Annotated in this window: 15 protein-coding genes; 9 read left to right on the top strand and 6 right to left on the bottom strand. The window is 60.6% G+C overall.

Going from position 1 to position 13099, the window contains the following annotated elements; translation table 11 throughout:
• Positions 1-286: 286 nt before the first annotated feature.
• Complete coding sequence (locus tag AB8A27_RS03465; RefSeq protein WP_441240693.1) at positions 287-1087, top strand: AMP nucleosidase; 801 nt, start codon at positions 287-289, stop codon at positions 1085-1087.
• Positions 1088-1179: 92 nt separating this feature from the next.
• Here the strand turns inward: AB8A27_RS03465 and AB8A27_RS03460 are convergent, their stop codons facing one another.
• Positions 1180-1650, bottom strand: coding sequence for an aminoacyl-tRNA deacylase (locus AB8A27_RS03460; protein WP_441240692.1), 471 nt, complete (start codon positions 1648-1650; stop codon positions 1180-1182).
• 278 nt (positions 1651-1928) lie between these two features.
• On the opposite strand from AB8A27_RS03460, the gene AB8A27_RS03455 reads away from it, so the two are divergent.
• The gene (locus tag AB8A27_RS03455) at positions 1929-3107 is read left to right on the top strand and encodes a M20 aminoacylase family protein (protein WP_441240691.1); all 1179 of its coding nucleotides are present in this window, start codon (positions 1929-1931) and stop codon (positions 3105-3107) included.
• Between the two features lie 30 nt (positions 3108-3137).
• On the opposite strand, the gene AB8A27_RS03450 is transcribed toward AB8A27_RS03455, so the two are convergent.
• Positions 3138-3815: a GntR family transcriptional regulator gene (locus AB8A27_RS03450; RefSeq protein WP_441240690.1), complete on the bottom strand. Its 678-nt coding sequence runs from the start codon at positions 3813-3815 to the stop codon at positions 3138-3140.
• A 179-nt stretch (positions 3816-3994) separates the two neighbouring features.
• On the opposite strand from AB8A27_RS03450, the gene AB8A27_RS03445 reads away from it, so the two are divergent.
• The 5 genes from AB8A27_RS03445 (at position 3995) to AB8A27_RS03425 (ending at position 8508) form a co-directional block, all read left to right on the top strand.
• Positions 3995-4618 (top strand): TRAP transporter small permease, encoded by a 624-nt coding sequence (locus AB8A27_RS03445; protein WP_441240689.1) that lies wholly within the window; start codon positions 3995-3997, stop codon positions 4616-4618.
• Between the two features lies 1 nt (position 4619).
• Positions 4620-5885 carry a TRAP transporter large permease gene (locus AB8A27_RS03440; RefSeq protein ID WP_441240688.1) on the top strand — a complete coding sequence of 422 codons (1266 nt, stop codon included), beginning with the start codon at positions 4620-4622 and terminating at the stop codon, positions 5883-5885.
• 29 nt (positions 5886-5914) lie between these two features.
• On the top strand, positions 5915-6898 hold the full coding sequence (locus AB8A27_RS03435) for a TRAP transporter substrate-binding protein (RefSeq protein WP_441240687.1): 984 nt from the start codon (positions 5915-5917) through the stop codon (positions 6896-6898).
• Positions 6899-6969: 71 nt separating this feature from the next.
• Positions 6970-7896 carry a dihydrodipicolinate synthase family protein gene (locus AB8A27_RS03430; protein ID WP_441240686.1) on the top strand — a complete coding sequence of 309 codons (927 nt, stop codon included), beginning with the start codon at positions 6970-6972 and terminating at the stop codon, positions 7894-7896.
• A gap of 171 nt (positions 7897-8067) precedes the next feature.
• Complete coding sequence (locus AB8A27_RS03425; protein ID WP_441240685.1) at positions 8068-8508, top strand: hypothetical protein; 441 nt, start codon at positions 8068-8070, stop codon at positions 8506-8508.
• Between the two features lie 40 nt (positions 8509-8548).
• Here AB8A27_RS03425 and AB8A27_RS03420 read toward each other — a convergent pair whose 3' ends face one another.
• A complete protein-coding gene (locus tag AB8A27_RS03420; RefSeq protein ID WP_441240684.1) occupies positions 8549-8794 on the bottom strand; it encodes a hypothetical protein in 246 nt (81 codons plus the stop codon).
• On the bottom strand, positions 8794-9030 hold the full coding sequence (locus AB8A27_RS03415; RefSeq protein WP_441240683.1) for a transcriptional regulator: 237 nt from the start codon (positions 9028-9030) through the stop codon (positions 8794-8796). The genes AB8A27_RS03420 and AB8A27_RS03415 overlap by 1 nt, the downstream gene beginning before the upstream one ends.
• Before the next feature lie 218 nt (positions 9031-9248).
• Here AB8A27_RS03415 and AB8A27_RS03410 point away from each other — a divergent pair, with 218 nt between their 5' ends.
• Entirely contained in the window at positions 9249-10304 is a 1056-nt protein-coding gene (locus tag AB8A27_RS03410) for a HoxN/HupN/NixA family nickel/cobalt transporter (RefSeq protein WP_441240682.1), read from the top strand.
• Between the two features lie 10 nt (positions 10305-10314).
• On the opposite strand, the gene AB8A27_RS03405 is transcribed toward AB8A27_RS03410, so the two are convergent.
• Together AB8A27_RS03405 and AB8A27_RS03400 are read right to left on the bottom strand one after the other, a co-directional pair.
• Positions 10315-11145, bottom strand: coding sequence for a class II aldolase/adducin family protein (locus tag AB8A27_RS03405; protein ID WP_441240681.1), 831 nt, complete (start codon positions 11143-11145; stop codon positions 10315-10317).
• 50 nt (positions 11146-11195) lie between these two features.
• Complete coding sequence (locus AB8A27_RS03400; RefSeq protein ID WP_441240680.1) at positions 11196-12236, bottom strand: MBL fold metallo-hydrolase; 1041 nt, start codon at positions 12234-12236, stop codon at positions 11196-11198.
• Positions 12237-12381: 145 nt separating this feature from the next.
• Here AB8A27_RS03400 and AB8A27_RS03395 point away from each other — a divergent pair, with 145 nt between their 5' ends.
• Entirely contained in the window at positions 12382-13062 is a 681-nt protein-coding gene (locus AB8A27_RS03395) for a DUF938 domain-containing protein (RefSeq protein ID WP_441240679.1), read from the top strand.
• Positions 13063-13099 lie beyond the last annotated feature (37 nt).

Raw genomic sequence — 13099 nt, 5'->3', positions numbered from 1 at the left:
GTTCCTAGAGTTCGGGCAATTTGATGCAACGCAGTACGTCTCGCCTCCTCCATGCCTTTAACTATACAATCAATTGCGTGCGAGGTCGCAGAAGAAAACATCATTCCTGCGCGATCAGACCGGACAAACGCCATCGCTGTTGCAACCCACCTCCTGAACAGCGCGCATTCGACGCCAAGCCCAAACTATCCACGGTTGTAAGTGGATTAACGGAACCCAGATAATCTAGGCGTGTCTCATTGGACAGGGAACGGTCCTATCCACTAGTTTGACAGGATCATCGGGAATGAAAGAGAAAAAGGATATCGTAGAAAATTGGTTGCCGCGTTACACCGGCACGCCGCTTGCTGAGTTCGGAGAGTATGTTCTCCTGACCAACTTCGATAATTACGTCGAATGGTTCGCCACAGCGTATGGCAGCCTGGTAAAGGGCGCGGATCGACCGATGCCCAACGTGACTGCCGATGGTATCACTCTGATTAACTTCGGCATGGGAAGCCCGAATGCCGCGACCGTGATGGATCTGTTAAGTGCGATCGCGCCGAAAGCCGTATTGTTTCTCGGCAAATGCGGCGGGTTGAAACGTAAAAATCAGATCGGCGATTTGATCCTGCCGATTGCGGCTATTCGGGGCGAGGGCACCTCTAATGATTACCTGCCCCCGGAGGTTCCCGCGCTGCCCGCGTTCCAGTTGCAGCGCGCGGTGTCAACCATGATCCGCGATCTCGGTCACGACTACTGGACCGGCACGGTTTACACGACCAATCGTCGGGTCTGGGAACATGATGATCGCTTCAGGGATATCTTGCGGCGTACACGGAGCATGGCGATCGATATGGAGACTGCAACAATCTTCGCTGCAGGATTTGCCAATCACATTTCGACGGGCGCGCTGCTTCTCGTGTCCGATCAGCCAATGATCCCCGAAGGTGTGAAGACCGAAGCGTCGGATCAGGAGGTGACCGCGAACTATGTCGAAAGGCATATCAAGATCGGTGTGGAGGCCCTGAAACTTGTGCGGCGTCGCGGTCGCAGCGTCAAGCATTTGCGTTTCGAAGACGATTTCGATGTAGGACATGAGACGTAGAAAGGCCTCGCACCGCTGCAGCAACAGTCAAGCAGCAGCACGATCTTCCCATTTGACACCGCGACGGTCGCCGTGAGCCGTCCGACTAATCCTCAGTCATGCGCGCTAAAGCGCCCGTGCTGCGCGTTGGCCATCAAGCGCGCAAACTGCGCGTGACCCATATGAAGCAGCGTCTCGTGATCGCCAGCTTCCAGATAGATCTCCGGCTGCGCCTGGATGCTGTCGTCGACGATGATATCCAGCCCGTAACATTTTCCGACGGCAGGAACTGCACCGTGTGCACAGTCGCGGAACAGCTGCTGGATCTCGGTTTCATCGGCCATTTGGACACTGTCGCCGAGTGATGTCCTTAGGTCCGACAGGCGGAGGTGATGCGATGCGGGCAAGACGGCCAGTATATATTCGCCGTCGCGCCGCAACACGATGCCTTTGGCGAGGCGATCGCCCGAGATATGACATGCCTCAGCCGTGCCAGAGGACGTCATGCGGAGTTCGTGCGGGATCACCTCGTACTGGATGTTTTCAGCGGCCAGGTATTTCTGGAGGGTGGGAGCAATGGTCATGGCGTGACCTCCGGGGCCAAATGCAAGCCATCCACCGTGCGGTCTCTTCTGCAGACTCTCGCCGTGCGATGGGCGGCTGCGTGGTTATGAACCCAACATAGGTCTCCCAGCCGCCGGCTGCAATTCGTTTCTCGCAGCCGCTCATGCCAGGTGCCGGTGTCAACACGGCCTCAGCGGTGAAGTAAGTGGCGCGAGCAGCATGTACGGCTGGTTGGTTGCGAGGGTATTTTTACGCAGCTAGGCTGACGGGCGTAACAATCACCATCACGAGAGTGCCCATGAGCCCGCGCGAACGTCTCGACCAATTGCACCCTGAAATGACCGCATGGCGCCGGGATTTCCATGCACATCCGGAGATTGGCTTCGAGGAGGAGCGCACCAGCGCGCTGGTGGCAGAGCGGCTGTCGGAGTGGGGCATCGAAGTACATCGCGGTTTCGGCCGCACCGGTGTTGTGGGCGTCATCCGCGGCCGTCATCAGGCGGCGGGCAGCAACCGGGCCATTGGCTTGCGTGCCGATATGGACGCGCTGCCCATGGAGGAGGGCAACGGTTTTGCCCATCGCTCGCAGAATGCCGGCCGCATGCATGCCTGCGGCCATGACGGCCACACCACGATGTTGCTCGGGGCGGCCAAGTATCTTGCCGAGACGCGCAATTTCGCCGGCACGGTGCATCTGATCTTTCAGCCGGCCGAGGAGGGGCTCGCCGGCGCCAAGGCGATGCTCGACGACGGGTTGTTCGAGCGTTTCCCCTGCGATTCCATCTATGCAATTCACAATAGCCCGGACATGCCGCTCGGTACCGTCAAGGCGTTGACCGGCACGGCACTGGCCGCGATCGATTACTTCAAGGTGACGCTGCGTGGCCGTTCGTCTCATGGCGCGCATCCGCATCAGGGCGTCGATACGGTGGCGATGGCTGCGCAGGTCGTGAATGCGCTGAACGCGATTCCGTCCCGTCAGGTCGATGCGCTGGAATCCGCCATCATCAGCATCGGCCAGATCCATGGCGGCACCTCGGACATCGTGCTTCCCGAGACGGTGGAACTGCGCGGCTCGGTGCGTACGCTGAAGCCCGAGGTGCGCGAGCGCGTCGAGGAATTGTTCATGCGCACAGTGACGTTGACCGCACAGGCCTGCGGTGGCACGGCAGAGATCGAGTATCGCCACGCCTATCCGGCCACGATCAACACGGCCGACGAGACGGCGCGCGCGGCAGAGGCCGCGGCGGCGGTACCGGGCGTCACCGAGGTGCTGCGCGAAGGCAATCCAATTCTTGCCGGTGAAGATTTCGCGTTCATGCTCGAACGCAATCGTGGTGCCTATCTGATGTTCGGGCAGCGCACCGCCGACAGGGGCGGCGTGCCCGTGCACAATCCCGGCTACGATTTCAACGATGATCTGCTGCCGATCGGCGCAAGCTATCTCGCCGGGCTGGTGGAGCAGGAGCTCGCATAGACCGCAATCATCGCGATTTGAGCGGCGTGCCTAGGCCACGCCACTCTTCGGAATCGTGCGGCCGATCACGCGCAGAAGGTCTGCGCGCACCGACTCGATGTGACGTTCGAGAAAGCGGCAGGCGTCGTCGATCTGTCGGTTGCGGCAGAGCGCGATGAGTTCGGCGTGTTCTTTCTCGGCGATGCCCATCGCGGTGGTGGTCGAGAGTTGCATGCGCGTGTAGCGGTCGCTGGTTTGCAGCAGCGCCATCACGATCGTCTGGGTGCGCGGCTGCCGCGCACGGACATACATCGCCATGTGGAAATCCGCGTTGAGCTGTCCCCATTCGCTGATATTGCCGGCGGCAATCGCCTTCTCGAAGCGGCGCTGGATGTCGTCGAGTACAGCGAAGTCGTCGTCGACAAAATGCGGCGCGGACTGCGCCAGCATCCGTGGCTCGAGGATGACCCGGAGATCGAATACGTCGTTGATTTCGTCGAGCGACAGTTCCGAAACGATGGCGCCCTTTTGCGGGACGATCTTCACCAGCCCTTCGGCTTCGAGCTGAAATAGCGCTTCCCGCACCGGGATCCGGCTCACACCATAGGCTTCGCCGAGTGCATCCTGGCGCAGCTGGGAGCCGGCCGGATGGGTGCCGTCAAGGATCGCCTGGCGCAGCTGATCGGTGATCATGGCCGAGAGTGTGCGGTGCTTTAGCGGCGCGCTCATTGATTTATCGAGCCTTTTCTCCGGCTTTCAGCCGGATTGATCTCAGATCTCGTCCAGTCTTCGCTGCCGCACAAAAACTCCTCAAGGCGCGAATTTGTGCAAATCAGCGTTTGACACAGAAATTGTATAAATTATACGATCCGAAAATCATATCACAATCGTGACAGCGGGGGCCGTTTATGAGTGACCAGACGATGTCGACGGCCCCGGCCATCGGAGTCCGCCGGGTCATCTTGGCGGCGTCCGCCAGGCTGCTCGCCTTCGAGCGCGTGGCGCTGATGGGTCTGATGTATCTGCTGACGGCGCTGATCCTGGTGAATGTCGTCACCCGCTATTCGCACTTCCCGATCTACTGGATCGACGAATCGGCGGTGTATTCGGTGGTCTGGCTGACCTTCATCGGTGCCTCGACCATGACACGCCTGCGGCTGGACTTTGCGGTCACCATGATGACCGAGCGGCTGTCGGCGAAAAGCCAGCAGATATTCAAGGTGATCGCGACCTCCATGGTCGTCGTGTTCGGCCTCGGCCTGATCGTCACCTGCCTGCTGTGGATGGATCCGATCGGCCTTGCGCAGGCCGGCTTCGACGCCAAGAAGTTCGCCGGCCAGACTTTCAACTTTCTCTACACCGAACGCACCCAGACGCTGAACTGGCCGACCTGGGTCCTGTATCTGACGCTGCCGATCTTCGCGGTGTCGATCACCATTCATGGCATTGCCAATCTGCTCGAGGACCTCGGTCTCGTCGCCAAGGTGCCGCCGAAAGGCTTCCAGCTCTCCGAACTCGACGGGGTGAACTGACATGATCACCTTCGCTGCATTCACGGTGATCATGCTCGTCGGCGTGCCGATCGGCCTTTGCCTCTGCCTCGCCGGCTTCGTCTACATCATGGCGTCCGGCAATCCGGTGCTTTTCCAGTCCTATCCGTTGCAACTGTTCGGCGGTGTCGACAGCTACGGCTTGATCGCGATCCCGTTGTTCATCCTGATCGGCGAGATCATGAACGGCGGCGGGATCACCAAGCGCATCGTCGATATGGCGATGGCCTTCATTGGCTCGTTGAAAGGCGGACTGGCTTACGTCAACGTCCTCGCCAATATGTTCATTTCCTCCATTCTGGGCTCGGCGACCGCGCAGGTTGCGATCATGGCGCAGATCATGGTCCCGGAAATGGAGAAGAAGGGCTACGACAAGACTTTCGCTGCCGGCCTCACTGCTTATGGCGGCATGCTTGGCCCGATCATCCCTCCATCGGTGATGTTCGTGGTGTACAGCGTGCTGGCCCAGGTGTCGGTCAGCGATATGCTGATCGCCGGCATCATTCCCGGCGTCATCCTCACGGCGATGTTCTGTATCATCATTGCCATTATGGGCTACATCTACAATTATCCGCGCGCCGACTATCAGACGCCGAAGCAGCGCGTGATGACTATCCTGCGCACCTGCCCGACGCTACTCATCCCCATCGTCATCGTCGGCTCGATTCTCTCCGGCCTTGCCAACGCAACGGAATCCGCGGCCGTCGGCGCCGTTGCCTCTGCGCTGATCGGAAAATACTGGACCAAGGAATTCGAATGGTCGCAGCTGCCGCAGATGATGCTGCGCTCGGGTATCTATTCGGCGATCGTGCTGTTTCTTGTGGCCGCTGCCGCCGTGTTTTCCTGGGTCCTGATCTTCGGCAAGGTGCCGCAGGAGACCGCCGCTTGGATCCAGACAGTGGCAAAGGATCCGATCAGCTTCATGCTGCTCTGTAACGTCATTCTGCTGGTCATAGGCACGGTCATCGACGGTGTGCCGGGTCTGATCATGACAGTGCCGATCCTGCTGCCGGTCGCCACCGAGATCTATCACATCGATCCCAGGCAGTTCGGCGTGGTCGTCGTCATCAATCTCGTGCTCGGCCTGCTGTCGCCACCCGTCGGTCTCTGTTTCTTCGTCGCCGCCGCTGTCACCGGCGCCAAGCCCGGCAAGATGTTCATGGTGACGCTGCCGTTCTTCTTCATCTCCTGCATCCTCCTGATCCTGCTCTCGCTCTATCCGTATCTGTCGCTCGCCCTCATCAAGTAAGCCCCCATACACATCAAGGAGCCACCGTCATGACCATCTCACGTCGTCGCTTCCTCGCCGCATCGGCAGCTGCATCGGTCTTCGCGCCGTCGCTCGCTCTGGCCCAAGCCAGGGAGCTGCGTCTCGGCCTGATCACGCCGAACGGTCATTCCTGGAACAAGGCTGCGCTCAAGCTCGCGGATCAGCTCAAGGAAGAGACCAAGGGTCGTCTGACCATGACGGCGTTTCACTCCGGCCAGCTCGGCAACGAGGCGGCGATGATGCAGCAGTTGCAGACCGGCGCGCTCGACATGGGCTTCATCCAGGCTGCCGAGCTCGGCTCGCGCGTGCCGCACATCGCGGCGATCAATGCGCCCTATATCGTGCGTTCGACGCCGGCCGTCGCGAAATTCGTGCGTCATCCGGCGGCCGTCAAACTGTTCGACGTGTTGCCTGCGGAAACCGGCACCATCGGCCTTGGCTGGGGTATCACCGGCATGCGCGCGGTCTTCGCGGTCAGGGACCTCAATACGCTCGCCGATATCAAGGGCATGAAGCTGCGTATCAATCCGACGCCGGTCTATCGCGACTTCTACTCGTCGCTCGGCGCCGCACCGACGCCGATTCCAACGCCGCAGGTGTTCGATGCCATGTCGAACGGACAGGTCGATGGTCTGGAAGCCGATCTGGAATTCTCCTGGAACCAGCGCTTCGACAAGGTGTCGAAGTCGATCCTGCAGATGAATGCCGTCTTCATGCCGATGGCCGCCGTCGTGTCCGGCCGCGTCTGGCAGTCGCTGCCTGCCGCCGACAAGGAGCTGATCACCAAGGCGGTGAAGTCGACCCTCGATGCGCAGATCGACGAATTGGCCGCTGGTGAGCCGGCGCTGATCGAGAACTTCAAGGGCACGTCGGTGCCCGTGCGGCAGGTGGCCGTCAAGGACACCGAAGCCGTCATCGCTGAATTCGACAAGCTCTGGCTGCCGAAAGCGCCAGTACTCGCCGAGCTGCGCAAGGTCGGCGCGACTATCTGATCCTCTAATTCTCGCCCATCATCCCCATCAGCCGGCGCGCTATGCGCGCCGGCATCACACGGAGTTTTGCCATGAGCCCCCGCATTTCCTGGGAAGGCGTCTTCCCGGCTGTCACCACCCAATTTCATGACGATCTGTCGCTCGATATCGATGCCACCGCCAAGGTCATGGATGGCCTGATCCGCGACGGAGTGTCCGGCCTGATCATCTGCGGCTCGGTCGGCGAGAACACCTCGCTGGGGCGCAAGGAAAAGATTGCGATCATGGAAGCGGCCAAGTCGGTCGCGAAAGGCCGCGTCCCGGTGCTCTGCGGCATCGCCGAATTCACTACCGCATTCGCAGTGGAGACCGCCAAGGAGGCCGCGCGCGTCGGTATCGACGGCATCATGGTGATGCCGGCTTTGGTCTATTCGTCCAAGCCGTTTGAGACCGCTGCGCACTTTCGTTCGGTGGCGACGGCGACCGATCTGCCGGTCATGCTCTACAACAACCCGCCGATCTACAAGAATGATGTTACCCCCGACATTCTGGCCACGCTGGCCGATGTCGACACAGTCGTCTGCTTCAAGGATTCGTCGGGCGATACGCGCCGCTTCATCGACACGCGCAATATGGTCGGTGACCGCTTCGTGTTGTTCGCGGGCCTCGACGACGTGATCGTCGAGAGCGTGGCGATGGGCGCGGTCGGCTGGGTATCAGGCATGTCCAATGCGTTTCCGCGCGAAGGCGAGACACTGTTCCGTCTGGCTAGGGCCGGCCGCCTCAAAGAGGCGATGGCGATTTATGAGTGGTTCATGCCGCTGCTGCATCTCGATGCGCGCCCGGATCTCGTCCAGTGCATTAAGCTGTGCGAAAACATCATGGGCCGTGGCACCGCGCTGGCCCGGCCGCCGCGCCTCGCGCTGCTGCCGCATGAAAAGGCGGAAGTGGAGGGGATCATGGCCAAGGCGCTGCGTCACCGTCCGTCCCTGCCGGATGTCGGTCTCAAGGCGGCCTGACGAGTCTTCGCTCTTCAGAACCCATCGGCGCGCCAGTGATGGCGGGCCGATGTCTTATGGGACGGTCACTTCGCGTCGCTAAATGTCTTCGTCGTCGCGATCGCGCTTCGGCGTGGCGATATCTCCGTCTTCCTCGTCGTCGTCCGGCCGCGGTGGCGTGGGGACGGGCTTTTGCTTGTCATCCTGGGTCCGTTTGTCGTCGCCGGGCCCGCCCGCTCGTCCGCTCATCATTTTCCCCGTTGGATCGTTCACGTTGACCTCATTCTGACCGTGATTGAAGCAGATATTGTTGCGATCCCGCAATTGCCCTGTGCTTTTCCGCATGACCGTGTAAACGGGGGCGAATCCTGTTCTGGAGTGACGATGAAGAAGCCCAAGTTAGAGATCGACGAACCTCAGGCGCGCAAATTCGCTCGCGCCGACAGGGCGCCGACCGAAGGTTATTCGCTGGTGGTGGATGGCCATTTTAAATCGCATCACGATACGGTCGAAGCCGCGGAAGAAGCCGGCATGAAGCTGAAGAACCAGTTTCAGATGCTTCAGATCCAAGTCTACGATTCTGCGACCAAGACCCGTACCATGATCGAATGGCCGGCGCCGAGCGCGGCCTGAGATAGATCAGACCCTGCGAAGAACGCAGGTCCTGCGACAGTCAGGTCCTGCGGCCGCCGCTGCGCTGATCGGCAAGCCACGCTGCCAGAGCCTGCGCTTTTTCCGTCGATTTGCTGGATGACGACGTCTTGCTCGATTTCGCTGCGGCCTTCTTCTTGGTCGGAGCGGGCGGCGATGCCGCTTCGCGGGCAAGGCGCATGGCCTTCAGCCGCGCCATATTATCGAGAACGGCTTTAGCCGCGGCGTCGCGCTCGGCTTTGGTTGCTTTGGTGTCGTCAGTTGGCATCAGTTCGTTTTCTTTTTTCTGGTCGCTTTTGGTTTGGGTTCGGGTGGATTGGCCAGTTCGGCGGCTTCCTTGGCGAGGCGAAGCGCGCGCAGCTCTTCGGTCCGCTTGCGGATGGCGATATCGGCCGCTGCAATTTCGGCCATGGCCTTCACGCCTTCGGCTTCCTGCGCCGCCTTGCGGGCGAGCCGGATTTCCTTCAGCTCTGCGGGTGTCTTCTGTTCCTGCTCAGTATCCATCAATGCCTCAGGTTGCGCCGCGCGACCGGTGTGCAGCAAATGCTGTGTCATTCTTATCACAGACATATAGGAAGCGGCACCCCTGCCTGCCACTGGAACAGGCGCGCGGTTAACCGCTATGCGTCGCAAATGCGGTGAATTCGATAAGAATGAGGCGAGGTTGCGTCCGCCGAACCTTCCTGAGACAATCCGGCGGTAATCCGGACTGCAAGAATCCCATGATCCCCACGCTCTTCAACGATGGCGCCGACAATCTGCGCGGCCGCATCATCGCGATCTACGCCATTCTGATTCCGGCCAATGTGCTGGCCTGGATGTGGGCCCTGATTGCCTTCCGCGACCAGCCTGTGCTGCTCGGCACGGCGCTGCTCGCCTACACCTTCGGTTTGCGCCATGCCGTGGATGCCGACCATATCGCAGCCATCGACAATGTAACACGCAAGCTCATGCAGTCCGGCAAGCGTCCGCTGTCCGTGGGCCTATTTTTCTCGCTCGGTCATTCCACCGTAGTGGTTGTCGCATCGATATTCGTGGCGTTGGCAGTGTCGGCACTGCAGGAGAAATTCGCGAACTTCAAGGAAATCGGTGGCCTGATCGGCACCAGCGTCTCGGCCTTCTTCCTGCTGATCGTGGCAGTGGCCAACATCTTCATTCTCGCATCGGTGTATCGCCTGTTCAAGGCGGTGAAGCGCGGTGAGCGGTTCATCGACGAGGACCTCAATATTCTGCTCGCGCAACGCGGCATCATCGGTCGCATGCTGCGCTCGGTCTTCGACGTGATCTCGAAGAGCTGGCACATGTATCCGCTCGGCATCCTGTTCGGGCTCGGTTTCGATACGGCGACCGAGATCGCGCTGCTGGGCATCTCGGCCTCGCAAAGCGCTGACGGGATGTCGATGTGGTCGATCCTGGTATTCCCCGCACTGTTCACGGCGGGAATGTCTCTGGTCGATGCGACTGACTCGGTGCTGATGGTGCGCGCCTATGGCTGGGCTTTCGTCAAGCCGATCCGCAAGCTGTATTACAACATGATCATCACGCTGGTATCGGTGATCGTGGCGCTGGTGATCGGCGGCGTGGAGGCACTCGGTCTGATCGGTCGCAAGCTCGACCTGTCAGGCAGCTTCTGGGACGGCATCGAGGCGCTGAACGAGAATTTCGGCGCGCTCGGCTACCTCATCATCGCGATCTTCATCCTGAGCTGGATGATCTCGGTGATCGTCTATCGCGTCAAAGGCTATGACGACATCGAGGTTCGGGTTCACGAGGCCTGATGCGGCGTCGCTATTTGGGGGGCATTTTTTCCAGCGCCGCGCGCTTCCACAGATCCCAGGCCCGACCATGGATCTGGTCGATGACACCGAGCGTTTTCTGGCTTTCCTCGCCCAGCAAATAGCTTACCGATCCGCCGAGGGCGAGCGCCTGCGACTGCAGCTGCGCATTGACGTTGCTGTAATGGGCGCGGAACACCGCCATCGGGATGGTGGCCGCGACCACGACGCTGCCATGGCCCCGCATCAGCGCGACACTGCGGTCGCCGAGCGTATTGGCCAGCGCCTTGCCCAGTTGCGTGTTGCTGACCAGCATGTTGCTCATGCCGGCGCTGTCGCGAATCTCGAACACCGGCACGTCCGGAAACAGGAAGGCGCCAAGGTGAAATACCGGTCGTAGCGGCGTGCTGCTGACGCTGAAGGGGATGATTCCCGGCGAATGCGTGTGGACGACAGCTTTGACGTCCGGCCTGGCCTTGTAGATTTCGCCATGAATGAAACGTTCGAGGAAGCTGGCGCGTCCCTTTGCATCGACGGGGTTGGAATCGAGGTCGTATTCCATGATGTCGTCGGCCGTCACCAGCGCCGGGGCCACGGAGCGCCCCATCAGGTAGCGATTGGGATCGGTCGGGTGGCGCATGCTGACATGGCCGAAACCGTCGATCACATTGAGATCGGTGAGGACGCGGTTCGCCACCACGAGGTCCTGCATCAACGCCGGGTCGACGGGGCCGGCAGATGTTGGCGCGGGGGTCTGTGCTGCGGTTTGTGCGAAGGCCGGTTGCAGGGAGAGTGCGAACACCATTGCCAGCAGCATTGGCACAGCCGATCGTGTCGACGCCATTGTAGTCCTCCCCCTGTCGAGTGGCGAGTTGGTCCGCCTTGCTCGCTATATCATGCGGCCAACACCGGGCCGCCAGCTTTCTTCCACGCATCGATGCCGCCGTCCAGATGTGCGGCATTGTCGATCCCCGCTTCCTTCGCGGCATTGACGGCCATGGCCGAGCGTTCGCCAAAGGCGCAAAAGAATACAATGCGGCGCTTGGTGGCAGTGGCCACCTCGCGCAACATGCCGCCGGGCTTGAGGTTGTCCGATATCGACGGGTAGGGCGCATGCAGCGCGCCGGCAAGCACGCCGTGCTTGGCGCGCTCGCCGCTCTCGCGCAGGTCAACCAGCAGGATGGCGGGATCGCCGAGATGGGCAATGGCCTCCCGCGGAGAAAGCGCCAGGCCTTGTTTCTTCAGCGCGTCCGGCTTCAGCCCGACCTTCATATTGGCCGGAATCACCACGTCCATCAGTTTCGGATTGGGCAGATTGAGCTTGCCCATCAGCTCGATGTAGTCCTCGACGGACTTCACCTGCAGGCGCGGATTGTAGCGTTTCTCTTCGCCGATGGTGCTGACGGTGTCGCCTTTGTAGTCGTGCGCAGGGAACACCATCGTCTCGTCCGGCAGCTTGAGCAGGCGGTTGAACAGTGAATCATACTGCGCCCGTGCGCTGCCGTTCTGGAAATCGGTGCGGCCGGTGCCGCGGATCAGCAGCGTGTCGCCGGTGAAGACGCGGTCGCCCATCAGATAGCTGTAGGAGTCATCGGTGTGGCCGGGCGTATACATCACATCGAGCTCGACGCCTTCGATCGTCACCTTGTCGCCGTCGCTGACACGCATGGCGACGACATCGGCCTTGCTCTGGTCGCCCATGATGGTGACGCAATGGGTACGGTCGCGCAGTTCGGCGAGGCCGGTGACATGATCAGCATGGAGATGCGTATCGACCGCCTTCACGAGCTTCAGGTCGAGTTCGCGCAGCAGCTGACAGTAGCGATCGACCTTTTCGAGGACCGGATCGAGGATCAGTGCCTCGCCGCCGTGGCGGCTGGCCAGCAGGTAGCTATATGTGCCGGACACACTGTCGAACAGCTGACGGAAGATCATGGGCGCACCAATTCTTTGTGGTCGATCCTTCTTCGGATCGGGTATCCGTCAGAATAATACCCCAATTATCGGTAGCTGGACGATCCCTTTCTTCTCTTGTTCGTGAAGGCAAGTTCGGGATATTGCCGGCAGCAGTGAGGGCCTGATGGCAGAATATGTGGTCGAATTCGGTAGGGATGGCCGACGCGTGGAAGATGATGGCCGGCTCGATGCCGCAGCTTTCCATCGCAACCACGAGGCGATCTGGCGGGTTCTTGCGACTTTCCTGGGTCAGTCTTGCGGCGACGTTGTGGAAGTCGGCAGTGGCACCGGCCAGCATGTCATTCACTTCGCTGGACAAACGCCTGACATCACCTGGTGGCCGAGCGACCTCAACGATGCCCATCTCAAAAGCATCGCCGCCTGGCGCACCCATGCGCAATTGACGAATGTCAGGCCGCCGCTGCGAATCGATCTCCTGGATCCCGCATGGTGCCCGGAGTTGGAGAACGGCAACGGCCCGGGCGCTCTGCTCGCAGTGTTCTGCGCCAATGTCGTCCACATTGCGCCATGGCCCGTCGCCGAAGGTTTGCTCGCGGGCGCTGCAAAATATCTGCGGCCGGACGGGCGCCTTTTTATCTACGGCCCGTTCAAGCGCGGCGGCAAACATACCGCCGTGAGTAATGCGGTGTTCGACACCAGCCTGCGCGATGGCAATCCTGAATGGGGTGTGCGCGATGTCGAGGAGCTGGAGCGTGTGGCCGAGAGCTTGGGTCTCAATCTCGCAGACGTCATCGAGATGCCAGCCAACAATCTGATCCTGGTCTTCGCCCGGTCGCCCGACTGAATAACGCATGGTGTGTGCGCGCTGGCATGTGTTGATC

Origin of the sequence: Tardiphaga sp. 768_D3_N2_1, from assembly GCF_052076105.1 — a bacterium.
Classification (GTDB): Bacteria; Pseudomonadota; Alphaproteobacteria; order Rhizobiales; family Xanthobacteraceae; genus Tardiphaga.
This window is presented reverse-complemented; position numbering and strand designations above follow the sequence as displayed.

What these genes read in the sequence shown, in the direction of transcription:
- AB8A27_RS03465 (WP_441240693.1), top strand. Translation starts at nt 287, where the DNA reads ATGAAAGAGAAAAAGGATATCGTAGAAAATTGGTTGCCGCGTTACACC.
- AB8A27_RS03460 (WP_441240692.1), bottom strand. Translation starts at nt 1,650, where the DNA reads ATGACCATTGCTCCCACCCTCCAGAAATACCTGGCCGCTGAAAACATC.
- AB8A27_RS03455 (WP_441240691.1), top strand. Translation starts at nt 1,929, where the DNA reads ATGAGCCCGCGCGAACGTCTCGACCAATTGCACCCTGAAATGACCGCA.
- AB8A27_RS03450 (WP_441240690.1), bottom strand. Translation starts at nt 3,815, where the DNA reads ATGAGCGCGCCGCTAAAGCACCGCACACTCTCGGCCATGATCACCGAT.
- AB8A27_RS03445 (WP_441240689.1), top strand. Translation starts at nt 3,995, where the DNA reads ATGAGTGACCAGACGATGTCGACGGCCCCGGCCATCGGAGTCCGCCGG.
- AB8A27_RS03440 (WP_441240688.1), top strand. Translation starts at nt 4,620, where the DNA reads ATGATCACCTTCGCTGCATTCACGGTGATCATGCTCGTCGGCGTGCCG.
- AB8A27_RS03435 (WP_441240687.1), top strand. Translation starts at nt 5,915, where the DNA reads ATGACCATCTCACGTCGTCGCTTCCTCGCCGCATCGGCAGCTGCATCG.
- AB8A27_RS03430 (WP_441240686.1), top strand. Translation starts at nt 6,970, where the DNA reads ATGAGCCCCCGCATTTCCTGGGAAGGCGTCTTCCCGGCTGTCACCACC.
- AB8A27_RS03420 (WP_441240684.1), bottom strand. Translation starts at nt 8,794, where the DNA reads ATGCCAACTGACGACACCAAAGCAACCAAAGCCGAGCGCGACGCCGCG.
- AB8A27_RS03415 (WP_441240683.1), bottom strand. Translation starts at nt 9,030, where the DNA reads ATGGATACTGAGCAGGAACAGAAGACACCCGCAGAGCTGAAGGAAATC.
- AB8A27_RS03410 (WP_441240682.1), top strand. Translation starts at nt 9,249, where the DNA reads ATGATCCCCACGCTCTTCAACGATGGCGCCGACAATCTGCGCGGCCGC.
- AB8A27_RS03405 (WP_441240681.1), bottom strand. Translation starts at nt 11,145, where the DNA reads ATGGCGTCGACACGATCGGCTGTGCCAATGCTGCTGGCAATGGTGTTC.
- AB8A27_RS03400 (WP_441240680.1), bottom strand. Translation starts at nt 12,236, where the DNA reads ATGATCTTCCGTCAGCTGTTCGACAGTGTGTCCGGCACATATAGCTAC.
- AB8A27_RS03395 (WP_441240679.1), top strand. Translation starts at nt 12,382, where the DNA reads ATGGCAGAATATGTGGTCGAATTCGGTAGGGATGGCCGACGCGTGGAA.